19 protein-coding genes are annotated in these 20,673 nt (G+C 38.9%); 8 read left to right on the top strand and 11 right to left on the bottom strand.

The features are described from left to right. The first annotated feature begins 67 nt into the window (after positions 1-67). A complete protein-coding gene (locus tag HRT50_RS01645) occupies positions 68-409 on the top strand; it encodes an FtsX-like permease family protein (protein ID WP_291610656.1) in 342 nt (113 codons plus the stop codon). A gap of 103 nt (positions 410-512) precedes the next feature. On the opposite strand, the gene HRT50_RS01640 is transcribed toward HRT50_RS01645, so the two are convergent. Next, on the bottom strand, positions 513-1,397 hold the full coding sequence (locus HRT50_RS01640) for a LysR family transcriptional regulator (protein ID WP_291610654.1): 885 nt from the start codon (positions 1,395-1,397) through the stop codon (positions 513-515). 161 nt (positions 1,398-1,558) lie between these two features. On the opposite strand from HRT50_RS01640, the gene HRT50_RS01635 reads away from it, so the two are divergent. The 4 genes from HRT50_RS01635 (at position 1,559) to HRT50_RS01620 (ending at position 5,282) form a co-directional block, all read left to right on the top strand. Continuing rightward, complete coding sequence (locus HRT50_RS01635; RefSeq protein ID WP_291610652.1) at positions 1,559-2,551, top strand: YeiH family protein; 993 nt, start codon at positions 1,559-1,561, stop codon at positions 2,549-2,551. Positions 2,552-2,719: 168 nt separating this feature from the next. Continuing rightward, on the top strand, positions 2,720-3,502 hold the full coding sequence (locus HRT50_RS01630; RefSeq protein ID WP_291610650.1) for a hypothetical protein: 783 nt from the start codon (positions 2,720-2,722) through the stop codon (positions 3,500-3,502). Positions 3,503-3,680: 178 nt separating this feature from the next. Continuing rightward, complete coding sequence (locus HRT50_RS01625) at positions 3,681-4,061, top strand: hypothetical protein (protein WP_291610648.1); 381 nt, start codon at positions 3,681-3,683, stop codon at positions 4,059-4,061. A 114-nt stretch (positions 4,062-4,175) separates the two neighbouring features. After that, on the top strand, positions 4,176-5,282 hold the full coding sequence (locus HRT50_RS01620) for an MBL fold metallo-hydrolase (RefSeq protein ID WP_291610646.1): 1,107 nt from the start codon (positions 4,176-4,178) through the stop codon (positions 5,280-5,282). A gap of 13 nt (positions 5,283-5,295) precedes the next feature. Here the strand turns inward: HRT50_RS01620 and HRT50_RS01615 are convergent, their stop codons facing one another. The 5 genes from HRT50_RS01615 to HRT50_RS01595 all read right to left on the bottom strand — a co-directional run bounded on the left by HRT50_RS01615 (position 5,296) and on the right by HRT50_RS01595 (position 11,732). Next, positions 5,296-6,600 (bottom strand): hypothetical protein, encoded by a 1,305-nt coding sequence (locus HRT50_RS01615; RefSeq protein ID WP_291610644.1) that lies wholly within the window; start codon positions 6,598-6,600, stop codon positions 5,296-5,298. Beyond that, positions 6,575-7,987: an MBOAT family protein gene (locus HRT50_RS01610; RefSeq protein WP_291610642.1), complete on the bottom strand. Its 1,413-nt coding sequence runs from the start codon at positions 7,985-7,987 to the stop codon at positions 6,575-6,577. Before HRT50_RS01610 ends, HRT50_RS01615 begins: the two co-directional genes overlap by 26 nt. 235 nt (positions 7,988-8,222) lie before the next feature. Then, the gene (locus HRT50_RS01605) at positions 8,223-9,782 is read right to left on the bottom strand and encodes a M56 family metallopeptidase (protein ID WP_291610641.1); all 1,560 of its coding nucleotides are present in this window, start codon (positions 9,780-9,782) and stop codon (positions 8,223-8,225) included. A 61-nt stretch (positions 9,783-9,843) separates the two neighbouring features. Beyond that, complete coding sequence (locus HRT50_RS01600; RefSeq protein ID WP_291610639.1) at positions 9,844-10,224, bottom strand: BlaI/MecI/CopY family transcriptional regulator; 381 nt, start codon at positions 10,222-10,224, stop codon at positions 9,844-9,846. Positions 10,225-10,568: 344 nt separating this feature from the next. Further along, positions 10,569-11,732 (bottom strand): murein transglycosylase domain-containing protein, encoded by a 1,164-nt coding sequence (locus HRT50_RS01595; protein ID WP_291610636.1) that lies wholly within the window; start codon positions 11,730-11,732, stop codon positions 10,569-10,571. Positions 11,733-12,198: 466 nt separating this feature from the next. Between HRT50_RS01595 and HRT50_RS01590 the strand changes: the two genes are divergently transcribed. Further along, positions 12,199-12,819: a PEP-CTERM sorting domain-containing protein gene (locus HRT50_RS01590; RefSeq protein ID WP_291610634.1), complete on the top strand. Its 621-nt coding sequence runs from the start codon at positions 12,199-12,201 to the stop codon at positions 12,817-12,819. Positions 12,820-13,006: 187 nt separating this feature from the next. On the opposite strand, the gene HRT50_RS01585 is transcribed toward HRT50_RS01590, so the two are convergent. Continuing rightward, positions 13,007-14,035: a PAS domain-containing sensor histidine kinase gene (locus HRT50_RS01585; RefSeq protein WP_291610632.1), complete on the bottom strand. Its 1,029-nt coding sequence runs from the start codon at positions 14,033-14,035 to the stop codon at positions 13,007-13,009. 300 nt (positions 14,036-14,335) lie between these two features. Here HRT50_RS01585 and HRT50_RS01580 point away from each other — a divergent pair, with 300 nt between their 5' ends. Then, entirely contained in the window at positions 14,336-14,854 is a 519-nt protein-coding gene (locus tag HRT50_RS01580) for a GNAT family protein (protein ID WP_291610630.1), read from the top strand. Between the two features lie 106 nt (positions 14,855-14,960). On the opposite strand, the gene HRT50_RS01575 is transcribed toward HRT50_RS01580, so the two are convergent. Together HRT50_RS01575 and HRT50_RS01570 are read right to left on the bottom strand one after the other, a co-directional pair. Next, positions 14,961-15,977, bottom strand: coding sequence for a glutathione S-transferase family protein (locus HRT50_RS01575; protein WP_291610628.1), 1,017 nt, complete (start codon positions 15,975-15,977; stop codon positions 14,961-14,963). Between the two features lie 85 nt (positions 15,978-16,062). Then, a complete protein-coding gene (locus tag HRT50_RS01570; protein WP_291610626.1) occupies positions 16,063-16,908 on the bottom strand; it encodes a pirin family protein in 846 nt (281 codons plus the stop codon). Between the two features lie 131 nt (positions 16,909-17,039). Here HRT50_RS01570 and HRT50_RS01565 point away from each other — a divergent pair, with 131 nt between their 5' ends. Next, a complete protein-coding gene (locus HRT50_RS01565) occupies positions 17,040-17,966 on the top strand; it encodes a LysR family transcriptional regulator (protein ID WP_291610624.1) in 927 nt (308 codons plus the stop codon). Between the two features lie 16 nt (positions 17,967-17,982). On the opposite strand, the gene HRT50_RS01560 is transcribed toward HRT50_RS01565, so the two are convergent. After that, entirely contained in the window at positions 17,983-19,599 is a 1,617-nt protein-coding gene (locus HRT50_RS01560) for a GMC family oxidoreductase (protein WP_291610704.1), read from the bottom strand. Between the two features lie 332 nt (positions 19,600-19,931). Beyond that, positions 19,932-20,459: a porin family protein gene (locus HRT50_RS01555; RefSeq protein WP_291610623.1), complete on the bottom strand. Its 528-nt coding sequence runs from the start codon at positions 20,457-20,459 to the stop codon at positions 19,932-19,934. Positions 20,460-20,673: the final 214 nt, after the last annotated feature.

Below are 20,673 nucleotides of genomic sequence, written 5' to 3'. Positions count from 1 at the left end.
CTAGCTAAAAAGTAAGGCTAAAAGTCGCACCGCCTTAGCTATTGTTACGTACGGCAACTTTGCCATCGTGATAGCTTGTTTAGGTTTATCTGCCTTTACCGTAGAAAGAAGAACCAAAGAAATTGGTATTAGAAAAGTAATGGGAGCGAGTGTAAAAGATATAGTGGCTTTACTCATCTGGCAATTTTCTAAGCCGGTGGTGCTAGCAAATTTAATTGCTTGGCCTATTGCCGCTTACTTAATGCTAACTTGGTTAGAAGCTTTTCCTTATCGCATAAGTGCTATTTTGCTGATACCTATTTGTTTGGGCGTAGGTTTACTATCACTGATTATTGCTTGGAGTACCGTTGGTGCTAATGCGGCGAAAGTGGCGAGAAAAAATCCAATTAAAGCCCTTAGATATGAATAACAGCGTATGAATAAGATCAGATAAATAAAGAGCGCGGCAGTGAGTAGTATTCACTGTCGTTTTTTATTGCCCTTTTTGTCCGTTGTCTTATTACTTTAAACTGCTACTTACTCGGACTTTCTGCTATCAAATAATCAATGAATGTTTGGGTAAGCAAGTTGTGATGACTATCTTTATGAGTCACCAATGAAAAACGTCTTGATAAGTTCAGTGGTGATTTCAACGCCACTAAGCCGCCATTTTTTAACTCTTCAGCAATAGATAGTTTAGACAGACAACCTAGACCTAAACCGGCTTTAACTGATTCTTTAATCGCACTTTGTCTGGTCAGCTCCATAGCTAAATTAATTTGTGCCCCCATTTTCTCAATGGCGGCATCAAAAATAGCCCGTGTACCAGAGCCTTGTTCTCGCAATACCCAAGACTGTTGTTGAATCTGCTCTAGATTGATAGTTGTATTTTTTGCTAACGGGTGATTAGGTGGGCAAAAGACCTGTAATTTATCTTCTTGCCAAGGGATTATTTGTAAGTGAGGATGTAATGCTGGGCCTTCAATAAGGCCAATATTTGCTTGGCCTTTATCTAAGTAATCTATCACCATTTGGGTATTGCCAATGTGTATTTCAGGGGAAACGTCAGGATAGGTTTTTATAAAATTAGCGATCAGCTTAGGTAGTAAATAGGTAGCAATGGTGGCACTTGCAACAATTTTCAATACGCCGCTCATCGGGTTTAAATTAGCCAACTGCAAACTATCAAGAATATCAGCAATTTGGCGAACTTTAGGTAGTGCTTTAAGGCCATTTTCAGTGATCAACAAATCTCGACCAACCCGTTCAAACAGTGGATATCCTAAGCTTTGTTCTAATTCTTTTAATGCTTGGCTCGCCGCTGACTGGCTTAAAGCTATTTCATTAGCGGCTTGAGTCAGTTTACCTAAACGTGCCGTCGCCTCAAAAAGTTGTAGTTTCTTTATTGAAATAGTCATAACTGGTTTTGACCTTAATCGCAGATTTATAGTTCGGATTATCCGATACTATACATTTAAACTATCCATTATTCTTATCAAATTGCTTGCGTTATATTATATTCCATAAAGTGATGAATCGTTGATTCACTCGTATACTCAATATCAGAAAGAGGTCCATTATGCCTACCTATATAGTTCTACCCATTATTGCCTTAGTGGCAATTGCCCTAGCAAGTATTCCACAAGTATCGGCTTTTGGTTTAAGTGCACTACCTTTAGCTATCCTATTAGGGATGAGTTATGGCCATTTTTCATTAAGAGTAGAAGATGAAAAAGACCATCAGTTTTCACATTTTTGTAAACAAAAAATGCTCAGGTTAGGCATTATCTTATTTGGCTTTGGTTTAAGTTTTCAGCAAATAGTTGCTGTGGGCTGGCAAGCTGTGGGTATTGATCTAGTAGTGATTACCGTCATTTTTAGTGTCGGAACATTTGTTGGTATAAAAGTATTTAAGTTACACCGGGATGTTGCGATATTAACTGCCGCAGGTAGCGCTATTTGTGGTGCAGCAGCTATTTTAGCAACTGAATCTGTGCTGAAACCAAAACAACAACATATTACCATTGCTATTGCCACGGTAGTGCTCTTTGGCACGTTAGCAATGTTTAGCTATCCTTTCATTTATCAGTTGGTTGCGATGAATGATCACACTTTTGGTATTTATATTGGCAGTACTGCTCATGAAGTTGCGCAAGCAGTGGCTGCTGGGCAAAGTATTAATGTTGAAACGATGCAAACGGCGGTAGTGGTAAAACTTATTCGGGTGATGATGTTAGCGCCGTTTATTATCATGTTGAGTCTGGTGTTAACACGTTTGAATCGCAGCGATGACGCTGGCAGTAACGAAAAAAGTGTTGTTGCTATTCCTTGGTTTGTTTTTGGCTTTATGGCAACAGCTATGATCAATAGTATGTTCGTTATACCTGAAATAGTTAAAATCAGTTTTAGTTTTGCGAGTCAATTTTCATTAGCTATGGCGATGGCGGCATTAGGAGCACACACTCGTTGGGCAACTATCAAGGAAGCAGGTCCTAAACCGTTATTATTAGCTACATTACTTTTCATCATGTTAATTTTTGGTGGTTTTTTCTTAACTTCTTGGTTAAGTTAAGGTTACTTGAGCTAGCTGAGTATAAGTTGCATTGATTAAAAATAAATTTAAACCTTTTTTGTTCAAGTTGCATCTCACTTAGCACTGACCAAAAAATCTAGCTAAGTGTTTGGAAACTGCAAATGCTTAGTGATGACCATACTAATAAAAAATATACGGAGATACTTTATGTTAAACATGAAAAATACTTTTAAATATGCACCAATTGCACTGTTCTTAATGGCAGGTGGCTTGCAAGCAAAAACATATAATGAAGAATTGAATGTCGCAGCTGGTGGTTTATTAAAGCTAGAGACTGATGTTGGTGCTATTGATATTGAAACTCATGCCAAAGATACGGTATTGATTGAAGTAAATATCAGCGGTAAAGATGAAGATAAGATGCAGGTAAACATTAAGAAGTCTGGTGATAATGTCAGTATTCATGGTGAATTAAATCGCAGTGGCTTTGGTTTTGGCTCAACAAGTATCAGAGTGACTTATAAAATAACCTTGCCGGAAAACTATAATATTGATGTAAACACGAGTGGCGGCTCTATTGAAATTGAAAACTTAACAGGTAAAGTTGATGCCTACACCTCGGGTGGTTCTATTTCTGTTGAAGAGGTCGTCGGTGATGTAAATATTAAAACCTCGGGTGGTAGTTTAGATCTTGATAATATTATTGGAAAAATTAATGCGAAAACCTCAGGTGGCAGTATTAAGCTGAAATTACCGAAAAATCCAACCAAAGATAGTAAGTTAAAAACTTCTGGGGGCTCTATCACCGCTTATTTAGCTAAAGATGTTGCGGTAAACCTTACCGCTAAAACAAGTGGTGGGCGTGTCTCTAGTGAGTTCGCCGTCAATGGCTCAATCAGCAAACGCAAAATTGAAGGTACTATCAATGGCGGTGGTCCTGAACTGGTATTAAAAACCAGTGGTGGTAGTGTCCGTATTAAAGAAATATAAGTTTAATCTAGCAGTGATTAAGCCCTAGATAATCCGTTATATCGAGTAATAAAAAAAGCGTAATAAGAGATTATTGCGCTTTTTTGCTTTTAGCTAATTGGTTTTTATAGGCTATAGTAATTATTTCATGAATAATTGTGATATAACTTAAATTCATTTCTTGGGCTAGAGGTAATGTATGGGTATTGAACACGGTGAAGTATCTATTAGCCTAAAGGGCAATATCATTGTTGTCCGAAATGTTGGTGCTTTTAATGAATACGGCGCACAAAAATATACTAATGGTGTCGAGGCTATTGTAGATGATTTAAAGGATACCAGCTTTTCGATTCTCGTTAATAATTTAGAATTTCAAGGGGCTACTCCTGAAGCCTATCAAGAATTGGAAAAGTATAATGTTTGGTTGAACCAGCAAAAGCTCATTGCCAAAGCCATGGTTATCACCTCAAATACCATCTTAGATGTCATCAATAAGTTATCACCCTCCAGAGCATCGCAACAAACACGCAGCTTTGATAATGAAGAAGATGCGATGAGTTGGCTGCAAGCCTTAAGCTAATCTTTATGCTCTCAACATTAGCTTAACTTTAACCTTAACTTGAGCCTTAATCTCCCCCCCTAATTCCACTAGCTATACTTGCAGGTATGTAGATTTAAATACCTGAGCATAGCTATGAGCATTTCCCCTTACCAGCAGCCCTTAACTATCAATGAATCAGCTATTAATAAATTAACGATAAAACAGTTCTTTGATAGAGATAGCTGTACTTATACCTACTTATTAGTTGACGCTAAAACTCACCAAGGTGCGATTATTGATGGGGTTAAGGAGCAACTCAAGCGTGATCTGCAATATATTGAGGAATTGGGCATTGAACTACTTTATGCCATTGAAACCCACGTTCATGCCGATCACATTAGCTCGGCAGGTTTACTCAGACAAAAAACTGGTGCCAAAATAGTTTATAACCAAGCGGCAGGTATTAAGTCTATTGATATTGCGCTGAATGATGGCGATATACTTCCCCTTGGCCATAGTCATATTAAAGCCATAACCACACCTGGCCATACCAGCGCTTGTATGAGTTTTTACCTTGGTGGTGAAGCTCATGGTAGTGCAGGTTTTACGGGAATGGTTTTCACTGGTGATACTTTGCTGATAAGAGGTTGCGGTCGGACAGACTTTCAACAGGGTAGTTCAGTAGAACTCTACCGTAGTGTCACTGAAAAGCTGTTTAGCTTAAATGATAAAACCATTGTTTATCCAGGCCATGATTATAATGGCAATACCAGCTCTACTATTGCGGAAGAAAAGCAATGGAACCCTAGGCTTGGTAAACAAATATCTCTGGCTCATTTTATCGCTATTATGAGTAATCTGAACCTAGCGCTACCCAAAAGAATTAATGAAGCCGTACCTGCCAATGAAGCTTGCGGCATCAACTTTAAGGCGAATGCCTATATCCATGATGACTTTTCCATGAATGCGCTTTATCAAATATGGCAACAACAAAATCCGGAAAACTTAATAATTGATAACCGCACTGAAGAGGAATATTTACAAGGGCATATCCCCGACAGCCAAAATATCCCCTTAGGCACAGAGCCTGATCATTTAGAGAGGCTTAAGGGTTTCAAACATATATTTATTTATTGCCATTCTGGCCGTAGATCTCAAACCGCATTAACTAATTTAGCCATGTTGGGGCTGGCGAATATCACCTGCGTTAGTCATTCAGGCATAGCCGAATGGCAAGCGCTGGGCTACCCGATAGAGTGAGCCCAGGTAAGTTTTACAATGCCTGAGCATACTCGCTAACTAAGAAGTCGGTGTAAGCAATATCACCACGATAGCGTGATAAGTGCGTGGTATCTCTATACATATCAGCATTAACCTCTTTAATGTCTTGATGATCTTTTATTTTTATACCAGTCGCCTGTTCAATTTGTTTAATTGCTTTAGCAAGACGTATTTTTGCCTCGGGGGTGTAGTCAATATAACGGCTATTTTTTGGCAGCATAACTACTTCCACCTTATCAGAAAAACGTTGGAAGTTTTTCACAATACCAATAAAGCTCTCTACTAAAAAGGGTTCAAAATGTAACTCTTCAATGTCAGCACTTCTTATACGACTTAATCTATCATTTTTCATCCGTGCCTCAGTTTGTGAGGCGGCATAATAGTTATCAAATATTGCTAGCGTCTCGGCAGAACGTTCTTCAGGAATAGTACCAGCACCTTGCCAAGGGTAATACCACTCTTCACCTGAGTAGTTTGGATAGTCTTTTTCGAATGCTGCGTTTAACTCTTTACCCAAACTTCTACGGACAGTTACCGTTTCTTCATCATCTTTAAAGCGCTGGCCTCTTTGTGGCGGAAATAACTCCCGAGAGTAATAGCTAGTGACCATTTCAGCCGAGACATGATTGCGGATATATTTAATGTTAAATAAATGAATACCTCGGCTCAGGTCTTCTTGCAATATTTGCCATAACTCGGCATCGTTAGACAACATTGTAATAAACGAATCTAAAGAGAATTTAGCTCTGTTCCAGCGTGTGCTTGTAGTTTGAAAGGGATTAAATTCAATTAAGGCCAATTTAAGTTTTCTGTCTTGTTCGATAAATTGCTCAGCAATACGCCTAGATAATAAGTCTTGATAGTAAGGATTTAAGCCACCAAAACCGAAGTTGAACGAACTAATGTCTTTACCCATGGCTTTTAAATCACCATCAAATTTTCGTGGTGAAAAACCAGCACGGGTCATGGAAGAGCCGTAAAACATCACCAAATCATTAGGCTCAGCTATTATTTGCGGGATTGCTGCTTGTGCCTGTAATACCCGTCCTAAAATACCTTGTTTATTGGCACCATTGGCATCGAGCAAAAGGCGCACTAAGCCCATGGCTGCCATCATGCCCAGTACAATGGCTAAGGTTATTTTTATAAAAACCCGTCTATCTTCGGCTTGGGCTGTGGTTGAACTGGTGATTTGCTCAGCAGATACCTGTTCAGTTGGTGCTTGTTCACCTAAGCTCATTGCTTCATTCATCTCTGCTGATTTCATCTCATTAAAATTGGAAGTAGATAAACTCATTACTTGGTTCTCCTATTAATAAACAAAGGGCTTGGCCTAAAATAATTAACAACCAAAACTGCCAGTTTTTCTTTTCCAATTTATCTGCCGACTTAATGACAAAGTAGTCCATGACATGCATCAGTAATATCCACACCGACGTTAAGATAAATATGCTCCAGGCGTTAGTACCTAACTGACTCGCGCTACCAAAAGTATGTAAATTACCAATAATGGTTATTGCGCTATTGATGTCGATTGCTCTAAAAAATACCCAGCCAATGAGAATTAAATAGAAGGTTACCGCCCATTTAACCAAGCTAACAGCTAAGGTATTGCTGCGATTAAAGCTGCTGAATATCTGCAAGTTAGCAAGGTAATGGGTAAGGGTAATAATTGCGCCATGAAATGCGCCCCAAGCAACAAATGTCCAGGCAGCGCCATGCCATAAACCACCTAATAACATGGTTAAAAATACATTACGGGTACGGTTATTATTTCTATTGCCACCTAAGGAAATGTACAAATAATCTTTTAACCAGCTTGATAAGGAAATATGCCATCTACGCCAGAAATCGACCGGCGATATAGCAAAGTAAGGTACTCTAAAGTTGAGTGGAATATTAAAGCCGAGCAAAATCGCTAAGCCGATAGCCATATCGGTATAACCAGAAAAATCACCATAGATTTGCCCGGAAAATGCCAGTACACCAGTCCACATTTCTAAGGTGCTTAATGACTCTTGCGCAGTAAAAGCTTTATCTGCTGGAATAGCGAGAATATCGGCACCAGTTTTTTTAATTAAACCGACAGTAATTAATAAAAAACCATGTTTTGCTTCTAGCCATTTGGGCATAGATATCGCGTGCATCTGCGGCAATATATGTTTAGCTCTAAGAATAGGACCGGCAACTAATTGCGGGAAAAAAGACAAGGCGGCGACAAATTCAACTAGGCCTTTACGTGGCTTCATATCACCACGGTAAACATCTATGGTGTAACTCATACTTTGGAAAGTATAAAAAGAAATACCCACAGGTAGCACCCAAGAAAGAGTGGAGAATGAGGCTTGATAGCCCAGTACTGAAAATAAGTCGGCAACAGAGGCTATGGCAAAATCTGCATATTTAAAGGTTGCTAAAATGCCTAAGTTGAGCAGCAGTGATAAGGTTAGCCAACGTTTTTTGTTGCCTTGACTCGATGAGTTGTCAATGGCTTGAGCAATGAAATAATCGGCAATACCACTACCCACTAATAACGGAATAAAGCTGTAATTCCAGCCGCCGTAAAAGATCAAGCTACTAACTAACAACAGGTAAACTTTAGGGGTTTGTTTTAAAAAGGCGAAGCCATAAAACAAAATAAAAATGCAAAAGAACCAAAAGAATATCGGAGTATTAAATATCATTGTGACCTCCTGTTTTCTGCTCTACAGCGCGTTTGTTAAGTAATAAATTCATGTTGTGCTCTTTTTTAAAGACGAGTCTATCGAGCCTAAGGCCTAACATTTTTAAAATGATTGGCGTGGATTAGGAAAAGTACGTAGCTGTCTTTACGTTAAATGCTTATGTGGCTTTGAGTTCTATCGTCTCAATTTATATGAAGTGACTTCTGGCAATGTGGTTAGCATTGTTATGGATAACTTATTCAATGGCACCGTTTTCAATAAGGTAGCTAGTTATTTCGCTGTTACTTGACATGTTTAGTGGTGAACGTATTTTAAGACCGTCAGATAAACCTGTTTTGACCGATAAGTTAACATCAGCACCTTGATTAACAAGTAACTGAGTCATCTCAAAATACCCTCTTCTAGTGGCATTAATTAAAGGGGTTTCATCACCTCTTACGATGCCATTTATATCTGCGCCATTATCAATAAGTAATTGCGCTAGGGCGATATTGTTAGTCATGGCTGCAGTAATTAATGGGTTACCATCACCCCGTGATGATTGGTTAACATTGGCGCCTAAATCAATTAGTGCTTGCACCATTTGGCGATTATCTTGTTTGACGGCAATAATTAACGCTGTGCCATCACCAATCGCTGGCGTATTAATATCAACACCTTGGTTTTGCATTTGCTCAATGGTGGCAATATCATTTTGCATTACCGCAGCAATCAATTGCTCACCTTGTGCAGATGGCAGTAATGAATAATGTTGAGCATTTTGTCGTGTATCACTGATGCTAATTTTTGGTACAAATGCCTGTGAAACTTTAATGGTCAGTACAGATAAACCTAGGCAGACAGCAATAATTGTTAACATGCTTGGTGTTTTCATTTTTTTACTTTTAAGTACAGTGCTAATACGATTGTTCAATTCTTTCTTCTGGCTAAATAATCCCATGGCTAATACGCTCCGTTGTTGGGTAATCATTAATTTTGCACAATCGATCAGTGATTGGGCATATTGTTTATTGTTGTTCAGTTGTTTAACCGCTCGTAAATCACAAGCTAATTCTCTATCGATATGAATTTTGTTATTGAGTAAGCGAATCACCGGGCTCCACCAAAACACCACGGCAATAAACTCTTGAAAATGGCTAAACCAAATGTCATTACGCTGAATATGAGCAAGTTCGTGCAACACTATCGGCGCTAATTGTTCGCTGCTTAATTGCTGCATCATGTTTTCAGGTAAAATGATTCTAGGGCTAGTTAAACCCACCACCATAGGGGAGTTAATTTGGCTAGCGCTGAAAATTTTAATATCAGTCTTATACACGAGTGCTTGGATACTTTTTTTCTCAACGGGCTTGCTCATTTTGATTAATGTTCGAGTCCGTAAAAATGAACCGAAAACCATCAGGCTGCGCCATAAGCTGCCGATAAACCAAACCACAACAAGTACCGTTAATATTTCACTAAATTGAAAAATAATTTCACTGGGCATATGCCATAAGGCTTGCTCCTGCAACGGCATAACAACGTTTTCTAAGTTCGGTTGAGTTGCACTTGCATCAATCACAGTGCTTGCTGGTGTAGATGCTGGCTTGGCCGCAATAGGTAATGCTGACGTGGTTGAAAGTAATGTTATTGGCACTATCGTTGAGGTGATAAAGGCAGTCATTAATACCCAACTACGCATTTCTGCACTGGTTTTTAGTACCTTACCTAGCACTAAAAGAATCAGTAGCAGCAAGCCACCAATAACAATATGGTGTAATGCTAATGTGGTTAACAATGTGTATTGAGCAATCATAGTGAAATACCTTTATCTTTTATTTTTTACTTTTTATCTAGAGCGAAAAGTCTCAATGCAGCTAATCGTCGGCGCGATCAATTTGTTTTTGCAATGCCGCTAAATCATCCAATTCAATGTCGGTTTCTTCCATTAAATGTTGCGCCAGTACTTCGGGTGAACCACCAAAGAACTTATTCAGCAGAGAAGTCAGTGCGCCTTTTCTGGCATCTTTCTGGGTAATTTTAGGGGTATAAATAAAAGCCTTACCTTCCTTGTGAAAGTCGGCGTAACCTTTATCTGCTAAAATTTTACACATGGTTTGTACTGTGGTGTACGCCGTGGTTTTTTCTTCACTGAGTATATCGGCGATTTCTCTAACTGAGGCTTGCTCCTTCTGCCAAAGAATTTGCATAATGCTTTGTTCACTGTCAGTGAGTTGGGTTGATTTTTTACGAGCCATTTTTATTCCTACTAATTAATTAGTTTTAAATACTATAGCGGCTGGTTAATTTTTTATCAACTAATTAATTAGTTTTTAGGTTTTTGAGGGAAATGGTAGTAATAAGGGAGTGAGGTAATAGCTATTAGTGAGCTGCAAAGCTAACTGATAGGCAATTTTAAGATAGCAGGGATAAAGGTAATACAATAATAATGTATGAAGATAAATATATACCCAGCCATCTCAAAATGCAGGATTTAGACGTCCTGATACGAGAATTTTTAGTGTAGATAAAGTCTGGCGTGGGACTGGAAAGTTAGTCTTCGGTGGCTTTTTAGATCTTCTGCACGCTAAAGTTGAGCATTTTATAAATACGTTTTTTCAGCCTTAGTTACCTTCTCCAAATAATGACGAGACTCGGCTTTGGGGTGTTTCTTGGTTAGTAAATAATAAACATCTTTAGATGACTTAGTATTAAGTATTTTCATCGCTGTTTTACGATTACCATGGAAGGTTTTTAATACATTTCCGGCGCCGCCATTGTAAGCCGAAATAATGGAATAATGGCGACTGGTTGTATTTGTCACATCTTTCAAATAATTGTTATTGAGAATGTGTAAATAGGCTGAGCCAATATCAATATTAAACGCCGGATCAAATAGTTGCTGTTTGGTTGGTATGCCATTTTTCTTTTTAATACGTTGAAAAACATCGGCTCCGGCTGTTGTAGGTACTACCTGCATTAAACCGTAGGCATTCGCTGTACTTACCGCAAATGGGTTAAAGCTGCTTTCGGTTTCAATTATGCCGTATATCAGTTGTGGTGATATTTGATAACGTTTAGCCGCGGCAAGTACATATTTACTGTATTTTTGTTCGCGTAAATGTTGATGCTTTTCAACCATCTTAATTTTAACAGCATAAATTTGTTTTTCATTTTTACTGTATTTCTGTAGGTTGAATTCGGTTAAGTGGTTGGCGAATCGATTGGCGCGCCATTGATATGCAATGGGTTTATTGTCGCGGTCAACCACCTGTTGGTACAAATAAGGTTTGCCTGATAGTTGTGGTGCGTCGCTTGAAAATATGTCCGTTTTTCGAGGATCGGATGTCGATAATAAGGTAGTGACTATGGCATTTTGTAAGTTTTCCAACGTTTTAACTTGCGACTTATCAGCTAACGTTTCGATTAAAATGATGCCTTTTTCAAAATCAACAATTGCCCGTGCTTTGTAGTTGTTAGTGTATTTAACCAGCTTTTTATTGTTAGGGATTTGCGGATTATCTTCGCCCCACGCATCGCTGATGTGTTTACTCAATTCATCAAGCAAAGATTTGATGTTATGGATATCTTGTTGAATAAGCTCATTAGTTTTAACTGCTTGATCAGCAATAGTAATGAGATCAGTATCATCAGAATTTATTTGCTCAATTAAGGTTTCAACACTACGGAGTGAGGCGAGATTTGGAGTACTTTTACAACTGATTAAACCCATAATTATAAGTAACAACAGCACTTTTTTAAACATTAAATGGCGACCTTTAATTTATTTACTGCTCATACAGCATTGTATAGATTCATCGGTAAAAAATACAAGCATGGTAACAGTATAAAGCTGATTTTTTGCAGTGTCAGAGCTATAACTATTTTATATTCAATTAATAAGGTTCGCTTTGGTATTAAGTGAACAGTAAGTGACCATTAGGTGAGGTTATTTTTAGCAAGTCAGCCGTCAAAAATTGCGGGAATTATCCTAAATAAATGTTCATATATTTTCTAATGAATTATTCTTGTCATATTACTCAGACGTACTCATAAGATACAGTTAGGCCATTTGTTTTAGCATAGAAGGAGTGTCGTTTTTTTTTACACTTTGAGCTATGTAACGAGATTGAAAGTAATAAACACTTAAATAACAAGTAGATATGTATGTGGCTCCAATATTGCTTAGATTGTGCTAATTGATTTTTAATTTGAAAAATATGGAGATAAAAATGAAATCGTGTTTAGTTGCTTTGTTATTTGTATTTACTGGAATGGCACATGCTACAGTTATTCCATTTGGCGTGGAAAATGATTATAGCAAAACCCAAACGCTTAGTGATGGTTGGAGTATTGTTTACCAAGGTGGCTACGGAACTAGCTTTGATTTGAATTCTTTAATCAGCGGATTGGATTCTAACGTATCAGTTGCTTTAGCAGGAGCTACTTCTGATGGTGCAATTAACTTTGATGTTTTTTCCGCGACAACCGCAGGCATATTAAATACAATTACAGGTAAGAATGCTACTATTTTTGATAATGGAGCTTTTTGGTACCATAATGATTTCTCTGTAGGCTTCAGTGATGTAAGTACCATTACTCAAGGTCAGGCAGATACATTCAATTCTAGTAACCGCGCTGCATTATCATGGCATACTATTTCTGGCGACAACAATACTACAGGAGTCGGCGGATGGCGTAGTGGTTCTAATACTGGACTGAATTCTAACAATACATTTCAACGGTATGTTTTAATTGGCACTCCAGTTGAAGTTCCAGAGCCAACATCATTAGTATTACTTGGTCTTAGTTTAGTAGGACTTAGCTTTGCAAGAAAGAATAAAGCTAAGTAGTTAAAAGTAACAGCTTGGTAGAAAAAGTCTCGATTGTATCGGGACTTTTTTATGTCTAACACAATAGACACTGTGACAAATTAAGACTGTTTTCCTATTGTCACGAAATTTCAACTTTCAATTATTTAGCCTCATTGATAGAAAATCTAATCCGAGCTAACTTTTATCGTCATTTGTTAAGGTTTAATTATTTATAGACCAAGGGCAAAGTAATGGTAGCAACTGCACCGCTAGTATCAGCTAAATCCGTGCGATTATTCAAGGTAAGTTCACCTTGATGATTTGATATTATTTGTCTGCTTAGCGCTAAACCAATGCCCGAACCTGTCTCTTTAGTGGTATAAAATGGCACAAATAAATTGGCGCTATTAGCGATGCCACAGCCTTGATCTAGCACCTTGATGATCACCTGCTGCCCGGTTTTAAACACCTGTACTTCAATATCCTTTGCTAAGGTGCCCATGGTTTTTTTATCTTTTACTTTACCATTGGCAAGCTGCGCTTCTTTGCCATTTTTTATCAAATTGAGTAATACTTGCTCCAGTTGGCCTTTATCGGCTTTGATCATTAGCGGGCTAGAAAGGTTAACAGTGACTTGCTGTACTAAGCGGGCGACTCCTTGTAACAGTTCCGCTAAATCGAACTGCTGATAAGTAGGTGAGGGCAGTTTGGCTAAATCGGAATAACTATCAATAAATGCTAAGAGGTTATTACTGCGGCTATCAATTATCGTTATTGCTTGTTGGTATTGTTCAGGACTGAGATCTGGCATTTCCAACAAGTTTTGGCTCAGTGCCGAAATAGGCGTTAAAGAATTACGCACTTCATGATTTAAAATACGGATAATATTTTGCCAAGCTTGTTGCTCATTTTTTTGTAACTCTTGGCTAATATTATTGAGCATTAGTAGTTGATAATTATTGTTATTATCTTTGAATTCACTTTGTCGTATTTGCCATTTTTTCTGTGAGTTTTGCGCACTCAGGGGATTTTTTTCATCGAAAGTCCAAAAACCATTAAGTTTTATTAGCCCTAGTTTTTGTGCAGATTTTTGTTTTAATGTTTGCCAAGGTACTGAAAATAATCGGCTTACCGCAGGGTTGGCATGTTGTAGTTGATCGTTTTTATCTAAAATTAATACCGGTGATTCTAGCTGCTCAATTAAGCCATACAGTAAAAACATTTGTTGATCATAGCGGCTTTTACTTACTTGCAAACTTTGACTAAGACTGGATAGCTCATTGAATAATTTAGCGACAATGCCCTGACTAAAGGGTGACTTAGCCCTTACCGAAACAGGGAAGGGTTTCTGAAAAACGTGAAAAGGAAGTGAAGTACAGTGAGTGCCAGGTTTTCTGGGGTTTTCGGCTGTTATTAATAATATGATTTAGCTATTAATTGGTGCGATTGTTAATTCACATGTTGTGGTTTCTACTGTATTGAAAATATGGGATATTAATGACCAAGCAATTAATATCCCACGCATAACAAGGTGGAACATAACCAAGGAAGTATCGTGCAACTTACTGGAAAAAGAATACAACTATCTCCCCTCGATCATTCAGACAAAGATCTTTTCATTGAATTATCTATGTCTGCACAAATGATGGAGCATGTTTACACCCCTTGTACTTATGATGAAGCAAAGGCTGCTTTTGTGGCGAAAGCACAGCCTTGGAATGAAACAAGTGATAGCTGGTTTACCTTGGGCATAACCGAACTAGCGACCGCTGAAAAGTTGGGTAGTATAGGCGTTAAAATTGTTAATCATGAGGCAAAAATTGGCGAAGTGGGTTTTATGATGAAGCCAAGTGCCCAGGGTCAAGGTTTTGCCTCAGAAGCCTTAAGTCTGCTGAAAGAATATGCTTTCGCTGAACTAAAGTTAAATAAGCTAACGGCTATCTGTTCAGTTAACAATTTAGGTTCGTATAAGCTGTTAGAAAAACTAGGTTTTGCCCGTGAAGGCTGTTTACGTCAAAACACGCTGATCAATAATGAATTGGTTGATGATTACCTTTACGGACTATGTTTGTAGACATGTTTTTAACATAGCTAAATAATAAAGTTGGCAAGTAGCTTAATTAGCATACGAGCCAACAATATTGCAGCAAGCCTTTACCGTAAAGGCTTGAGATTAAAGTTTAAATACTTGATGTAACAGCGCTATTCTCTACAACATTGGTTAACTTCTCTCTATGATGGGCACTAGTAAAATCGATTACTGGTCCTGCAGGAATTACTCGTGTTGGGTTAATGGTTTCGTGGCTACCGTAGTAATGCGCTTTGATGTAGTCCATAGCTACTGTGTCAGCGATACCTTCTACTTGGTATAAGTCGCGTAAATAGCCCCAAATGTTTGGGTAATCAACAATGCGGCGTAAGTTACATTTAAAGTGACCAACATAAACGGCATCAAACCTTACTAAGGTGGTGAATAAGCGCCAATCTGCTTCGGTAATGGTGTTACCGGTTAGGTAACGACGTTTAGCTAAGCGTGCTTCTATGGTATCGAGGGCGTCAAATACTTCTACTACAGCTTCGTCATAAGCTTCTTGGGTGGTGGCAAAACCAGCCCGATAAACGCCGTTATTAATGGTTGGGTAAATAAAGTCATTCAGCTCATCAATTTCAGCCAATAATTCTGGCGGTGAAAAGTCACCTGGCAGTGCACCTATTTGATCAAAGGCAGAGTTAAACATGCGAATGATTTCCGGCGATTCGTTACTCACTATAGTGTTGGTTTTTTTATCCCACAATATAGGTACAGTCACTCGGCCGGTATAATCTGCTTGCGCCGCAGTATAAATTTCATGGACGTTAGTAGCATTTAATATAGGGTCGGCAATAACGCCTTCACCCGGTGCAAAAGTCCAGCCTTCATCACCCATAAAAGCATTTACCACCGACATTGAAATCATTTCTTCTAATCCTTTGAGCTTACGATAAATGATGGTGCGATGTGCCCAAGGACATGCCAGTGATACATAAAGGTGATAGCGATTGGCTTCGGCTTTAAAGCCACCAACGCCAGATGGACCAGCACTACCGTCCGCGGTTATCCAATTACGAAAACTGGGGGCTTTACGCTCAAAACGGCCGCCCGATGATTTAGTATCGTACCATTGATTTTGCCATTTACCGTCTACTAATAATCCCATGTTCTTACTCCAAATATTATTGTGAAATATTGCCTTAAATAAGGTCTTAAAAATTGTTCTGCTTGTTTAGCGTGAAATGATTTAATTAAAATAACCCGCGCTGATAATCTACAAAGGCTTGTTGTATTTCAGCCTCAGTATTCATCACAAAAGGACCACCACGGGCGACAGGCTCGTTTAAAGGTTTACCGGCGATTAATAAAAATCGACTGTCTTGCTCACCAGCCGTTACACTAACTTGCTCGCCATCACTGAGGATGCCTAAATTTTTGGCGGGCAGGGTTTGTTGCTCATTGTCAGCACTAATAACTATTTCACCTTCAAGCAAGTAAATAAAAGCGTTATGACCATGAGTTATGGTTTGGCTAAAGCTGCTGCCAGCAGGCAAACTAATATCCATATAGGTTGGAAAAACGTAATCGTTTATTACTGGACCGATAGTTCCGAGGTCGGTTTTACCGGCAATGACTTTAATACTTCCGCCCCCCGCTAAGTGTTCAACGGCGATAGTGTCAGGCGCATATTCTTGATAACGCGGCGCCGTCATTTTTGCTGAGCGTGGTAGGTTGACCCACAATTGAAAACCTTGCAGTAAACCGTCTTCTTGCTCAGGCATTTCAGAGTGCAATATACCGCGACCTGCCGTCATCCATTGCACACCGCCCGGTTCAATAATACCTTCATTACCAGCATTATCTTTATGACGCATTTTTCCGTTGAGTAAATAAGTCACCGTTTCAAAGCCGCGATGAGGATGCTCAGGGAACCCGCCAATGTAATCTTGTGCTTGGTCACTGGCAAAGCAGTCGAGCAATAAAAACGGGTCAAGCATGTTTAGCTGTGGCGACCCAATAATGCGGGTAAGTTTAACGCCATCGCCGTCAGCGGTATCAATACCGGAAAAGGTTTTAATAAGTGTTCTAGCTTTCATCTGTAACTCCATTTTACTTGGTCGTTAAGTAATCAATAAGCTAAGTTTACTTGTTGACTAAATTTCAATAAACAGTGATATTTATAAAAGATAGTTCTCTAAAAGTGAACAATAGCTAACGTGAGTAGGTTATGGGACAGTTAGAAGATATGGCGTTGCTGGTGCGTATTGTTGATGCAGGCGGTATAGGCAAAGCCGCGGTTCAGCTGAATATGGCAAAATCTGCGGTGAGTAAACGCTTAAAAGAATTAGAAAATAGGCTGGGTACACAATTACTGTCGAGAACGACACGTAAATCAGCGCTGACCGAAGCCGGCTCGTTATATTATCAGCGAGCGATAACTATTATTGATGAGGTGGCTGAGCTCAATGCACAAACTCATGGGGTGAAAACGTCATTATCCGGTACGTTAAAAATCACCATGCCGTTATCGTTTGGCTTATTGCATTTAACGCCGGTAATAGATGAGTTCTCGCAATTGCACCCTGAGCTAAATTTACAAATAGACTTCGTTGACCGTCATATTGATTTATTAGCAGAAGGTTATGAGTTGGCAATACGTATTGCTGAGCTCAAAGATTCGAACTTACAAGCTAAGCGGCTAACCACTATTCGCCATGAATTATGTGCCAGCCCAGAGTATCTTGAAAAACACGGCAGTATTGAAACCTTAGCAGAGCTTAGTAACCATAACTATTTACAATATGGAAATATCGGTGCAAGTCATACCGCTCAAGGTAAGGTTGAGCTAACTGATAACAAAGGCGTCGCTCATACGGTACACCTTAACGTTATTATGAAAGCTAACAATGGTGATTTTTTAAAGGAAATGGCCATTAAAGGCAAAGGACTTTGCTACTTGCCTAACTTTATTTCATACCAAGCGATACAAACTGGTCAATTAGTCACCTTGATGAATGATTTTAAGTTACCAGCATTGCATGCTTATGCGGTATATCCACAAACACGTTTTTTATCGGCGCGTTGCCGAGCACTAATTGATTTTATTGCTCAGCGTTTTGGCGATAAACCGTATTGGGATGACTTTTCGTTATAATGGCTGAACGATTTGGCTATAGAGGTTGCTTTGCTAAAATCATATCCGCTGCTTTTTCACCAATCATAATGGTAGGGGCGTTGGTATTGCCACTGATAATCTTAGGCATGATTGAGGCATCAACCACTCTTAAATTTTCCATGCCGTGAACTCTTAGTTGTGGGTCGACCACAGCCATTCCATCAGTTGCAGGCCCCATTTTACAAGTACCACAGGGGTGATATTGGGTATCTGCTCTATTACGGATATCTTGTTCTAGTTGTTCGTCATTACCATTTTCAACCCTATAAAGCATGTCTTTGCGAATAGGCGAAAAAGGTGCTCCCTCAAGAATATTTTGCATTTTTTTAGCTGCACGCTTAATTATTTTCATGTCATTTACATGATTGAAAAATTTAGGATCGATTGCCAATGAATCTTCAGGCTTATTACTATTAAGTTTTACTTCGCCAATACTTTCAGGACGTAGCAAGGTTATATGGCAACTATAACCATGACCAAAGTTTACTGTTCTGGCATGATTATCAGCAATAGCAGGCACAAATATCAACTGGGCATCGGGGGCAACTAAGTTTGCTTGAGTACTAAAAAAAGCGCCCGACTCAGCGAAGGTGCTGGTCACTTTGCCGGTGCGATGTTTGTGCCATTCAAACATCGACTTAAGTATGCGAAAGCTACCTTTAACCGAATAGCCAAACGTATCGTGTTTACTATCGACTTTAAAGGTTTGTATATAATCAATATGGTCTTGTAAGTTTTGGCCAACACCAGGTAGATCATGCACAGGTGTAATGGCTTTATCTGTTAAATGTTCACTAGACCCAACACCTGATAACATCAAAATTTGTGGTGAGCCAAAAGCGCCGCTGCTCAATATCACTTCTTTATTGCAGGTGATATCAATGGAGTTATTATTTTTTTTGTAGCGTACACCTACGGCTTTTTTTCCTTCAAACAGTACTTTTTCAGTTAATGCATGGGTAATAATGGTTAAATTTTTTCGTTTGGTATTAGGGGTTAAATAAGCCTTGGCAGCACTACAGCGCTCACCATTTTTAATGGTACGTTGATAGTAAAAAGCACCTGCTTGCTCTGCGCCATTACAATCATTGGTATATTTAATACCTTGCTGGACACATGAATCGATAAACATCTGATTAAGGTCACTGGCAGCTGTGGCATTAGAAACACCTAATGGTCCTCTTTCGTTATGGTATTCATCTTTAAATGCTTCATTACCCTCTGACTTTTTAAAGTAAGGCAGTATGTCTTTATAGCTCCAGCCGTCATTGCCAAGTGCAGCCCAATTATCGTAATCCCATTTATTGCCACGTACATATAACATGGCATTAGTGGACGAGCTACCACCTAAGGTTTTTCCTCTTGGCTGATAACCTTTTCTGCCATTTAATCCGTTTTGAGGAATAGTTTTAAAAGCCCAATTATGAAGTTTGGTGGGTAACATGGCCGCCAAACCGATAGGTGCTTTAATAAAGATACTTTTATCAGGACCGCCCGCTTCTAAAAGACAGACTGAGTTATTTTCATCCTCAGACAAGCGCGCCGCAAGCACACAACCCGCGGAGCCAGCGCCAACAATAATATAATCAAATTTAGCCTGTGTGCTGTTCATCATTTAATCCTTTAGATAAAGTTACTGATCGTACCAGATAACTAAATTAACGCTTTATCAGTTAGATAGCTATAGAAAAACGCTTATTAAAACAGCATAAATATTATCTATGGTGGAAAAGGTAACGATTAGTTAATGATTTTATGGCTTGCTTGGTGATGTTAGGGGGAGGCAACTATGGATGAGCATCTATTAGGCGGGCTTGTGTTGCAGGCATGGAGAATGAAGAATAGAGGGGGGAGTGGCCGAGAACTATTGGCCACTTCAATTTTTATATTTTACAGGTGTTGTACAGGTATGAGTTCTGCTTAAACACCTAGCTAAGCATAAACCTAGAAGTCGAAACGAACACCGACACCGATAGATTCAGTTTTAACTTCGGTATCAAAAACTAAATACTCGACATAGATATCCACCGTATCAAGAATATCAAGGGATGCACCGATACCACCAAAGCCATCAGTACCACCGAAATCAGTTTTCGTCCCTTCAAAAGATACATCAACATTTGTTTGCGCAACACCGGCTTTGGCATAAACTTCAAAGATAGGGCCGATAGGTAAGTAAGCTACAGCAGATATGCTTAATGCATCGGAATCAATTTTAGTGCCGTTACTGCTGACACTACCTAGATCATAATAGCCAACTTCTGCAGAGAACATAAAAATGCTGGTATCAATAAACTGGTAACCTAGAAAAAATGCTGGCGTCGTATCACTATCAGTTACCGTAGCATAATCAACTTCAGGGCTATAAATACCTGCGCCGATATAGAAGCCGTCAGCGCTTGCTTGCGTTGCTGAAAGTGCCAGAGTAGCGGCTAGTACTGTTTTTAAGGCGATGTTCTTAAGAGATTTCATATTATATTCCTTTTTTAAATAACTAAAATTATTTTTGTTAGTGTTGTTATTGCTAAGCCTGGCAAAACCAGTCAGTAACGTTATTGGCGAGTCTTATTTTTGTTTTTATTATTTTTCATTAGTCATAAGGATATGAAAAGCTCTTGTCCAATAACTCCCGATGATAATAGCTTATCTAAAAGGAATCAATAAAGCCCTTGAGGGATTGAAATAA

This window comes from Colwellia sp., assembly GCF_013215345.1.
Taxonomy (GTDB): Bacteria; Pseudomonadota; Gammaproteobacteria; order Enterobacterales; family Alteromonadaceae; genus Colwellia.
Note: the sequence above shows the minus strand (reverse complement) of the source record. Positions and strands in the feature narration are given on the sequence as shown.

Excerpts from the sequence above, each read along its gene's own strand:
- HRT50_RS01620 (WP_291610646.1), top strand. The coding sequence starts at position 4,176 with ATGAGCATTTCCCCTTACCAGCAGCCCTTAACTATCAATGAATCAGCT.
- HRT50_RS01555 (WP_291610623.1), bottom strand. The coding sequence starts at position 20,459 with ATGAAATCTCTTAAGAACATCGCCTTAAAAACAGTACTAGCCGCTACT.
- HRT50_RS01615 (WP_291610644.1), bottom strand. The coding sequence starts at position 6,600 with ATGAGTTTATCTACTTCCAATTTTAATGAGATGAAATCAGCAGAGATG.
- HRT50_RS01630 (WP_291610650.1), top strand. The coding sequence starts at position 2,720 with ATGTTAAACATGAAAAATACTTTTAAATATGCACCAATTGCACTGTTC.
- HRT50_RS01605 (WP_291610641.1), bottom strand. The coding sequence starts at position 9,782 with ATGATTGCTCAATACACATTGTTAACCACATTAGCATTACACCATATT.
- HRT50_RS01635 (WP_291610652.1), top strand. The coding sequence starts at position 1,559 with ATGCCTACCTATATAGTTCTACCCATTATTGCCTTAGTGGCAATTGCC.
- HRT50_RS01575 (WP_291610628.1), bottom strand. The coding sequence starts at position 15,977 with ATGGGATTATTAGTAGACGGTAAATGGCAAAATCAATGGTACGATACT.
- HRT50_RS01600 (WP_291610639.1), bottom strand. The coding sequence starts at position 10,224 with ATGGCTCGTAAAAAATCAACCCAACTCACTGACAGTGAACAAAGCATT.
- HRT50_RS01625 (WP_291610648.1), top strand. The coding sequence starts at position 3,681 with ATGGGTATTGAACACGGTGAAGTATCTATTAGCCTAAAGGGCAATATC.
- HRT50_RS01640 (WP_291610654.1), bottom strand. The coding sequence starts at position 1,397 with ATGACTATTTCAATAAAGAAACTACAACTTTTTGAGGCGACGGCACGT.
- HRT50_RS01610 (WP_291610642.1), bottom strand. The coding sequence starts at position 7,987 with ATGATATTTAATACTCCGATATTCTTTTGGTTCTTTTGCATTTTTATT.
- HRT50_RS01590 (WP_291610634.1), top strand. The coding sequence starts at position 12,199 with ATGAAATCGTGTTTAGTTGCTTTGTTATTTGTATTTACTGGAATGGCA.
- HRT50_RS01570 (WP_291610626.1), bottom strand. The coding sequence starts at position 16,908 with ATGAAAGCTAGAACACTTATTAAAACCTTTTCCGGTATTGATACCGCT.
- HRT50_RS01560 (WP_291610704.1), bottom strand. The coding sequence starts at position 19,599 with ATGAACAGCACACAGGCTAAATTTGATTATATTATTGTTGGCGCTGGC.
- HRT50_RS01595 (WP_291610636.1), bottom strand. The coding sequence starts at position 11,732 with ATGTTTAAAAAAGTGCTGTTGTTACTTATAATTATGGGTTTAATCAGT.
- HRT50_RS01565 (WP_291610624.1), top strand. The coding sequence starts at position 17,040 with ATGGGACAGTTAGAAGATATGGCGTTGCTGGTGCGTATTGTTGATGCA.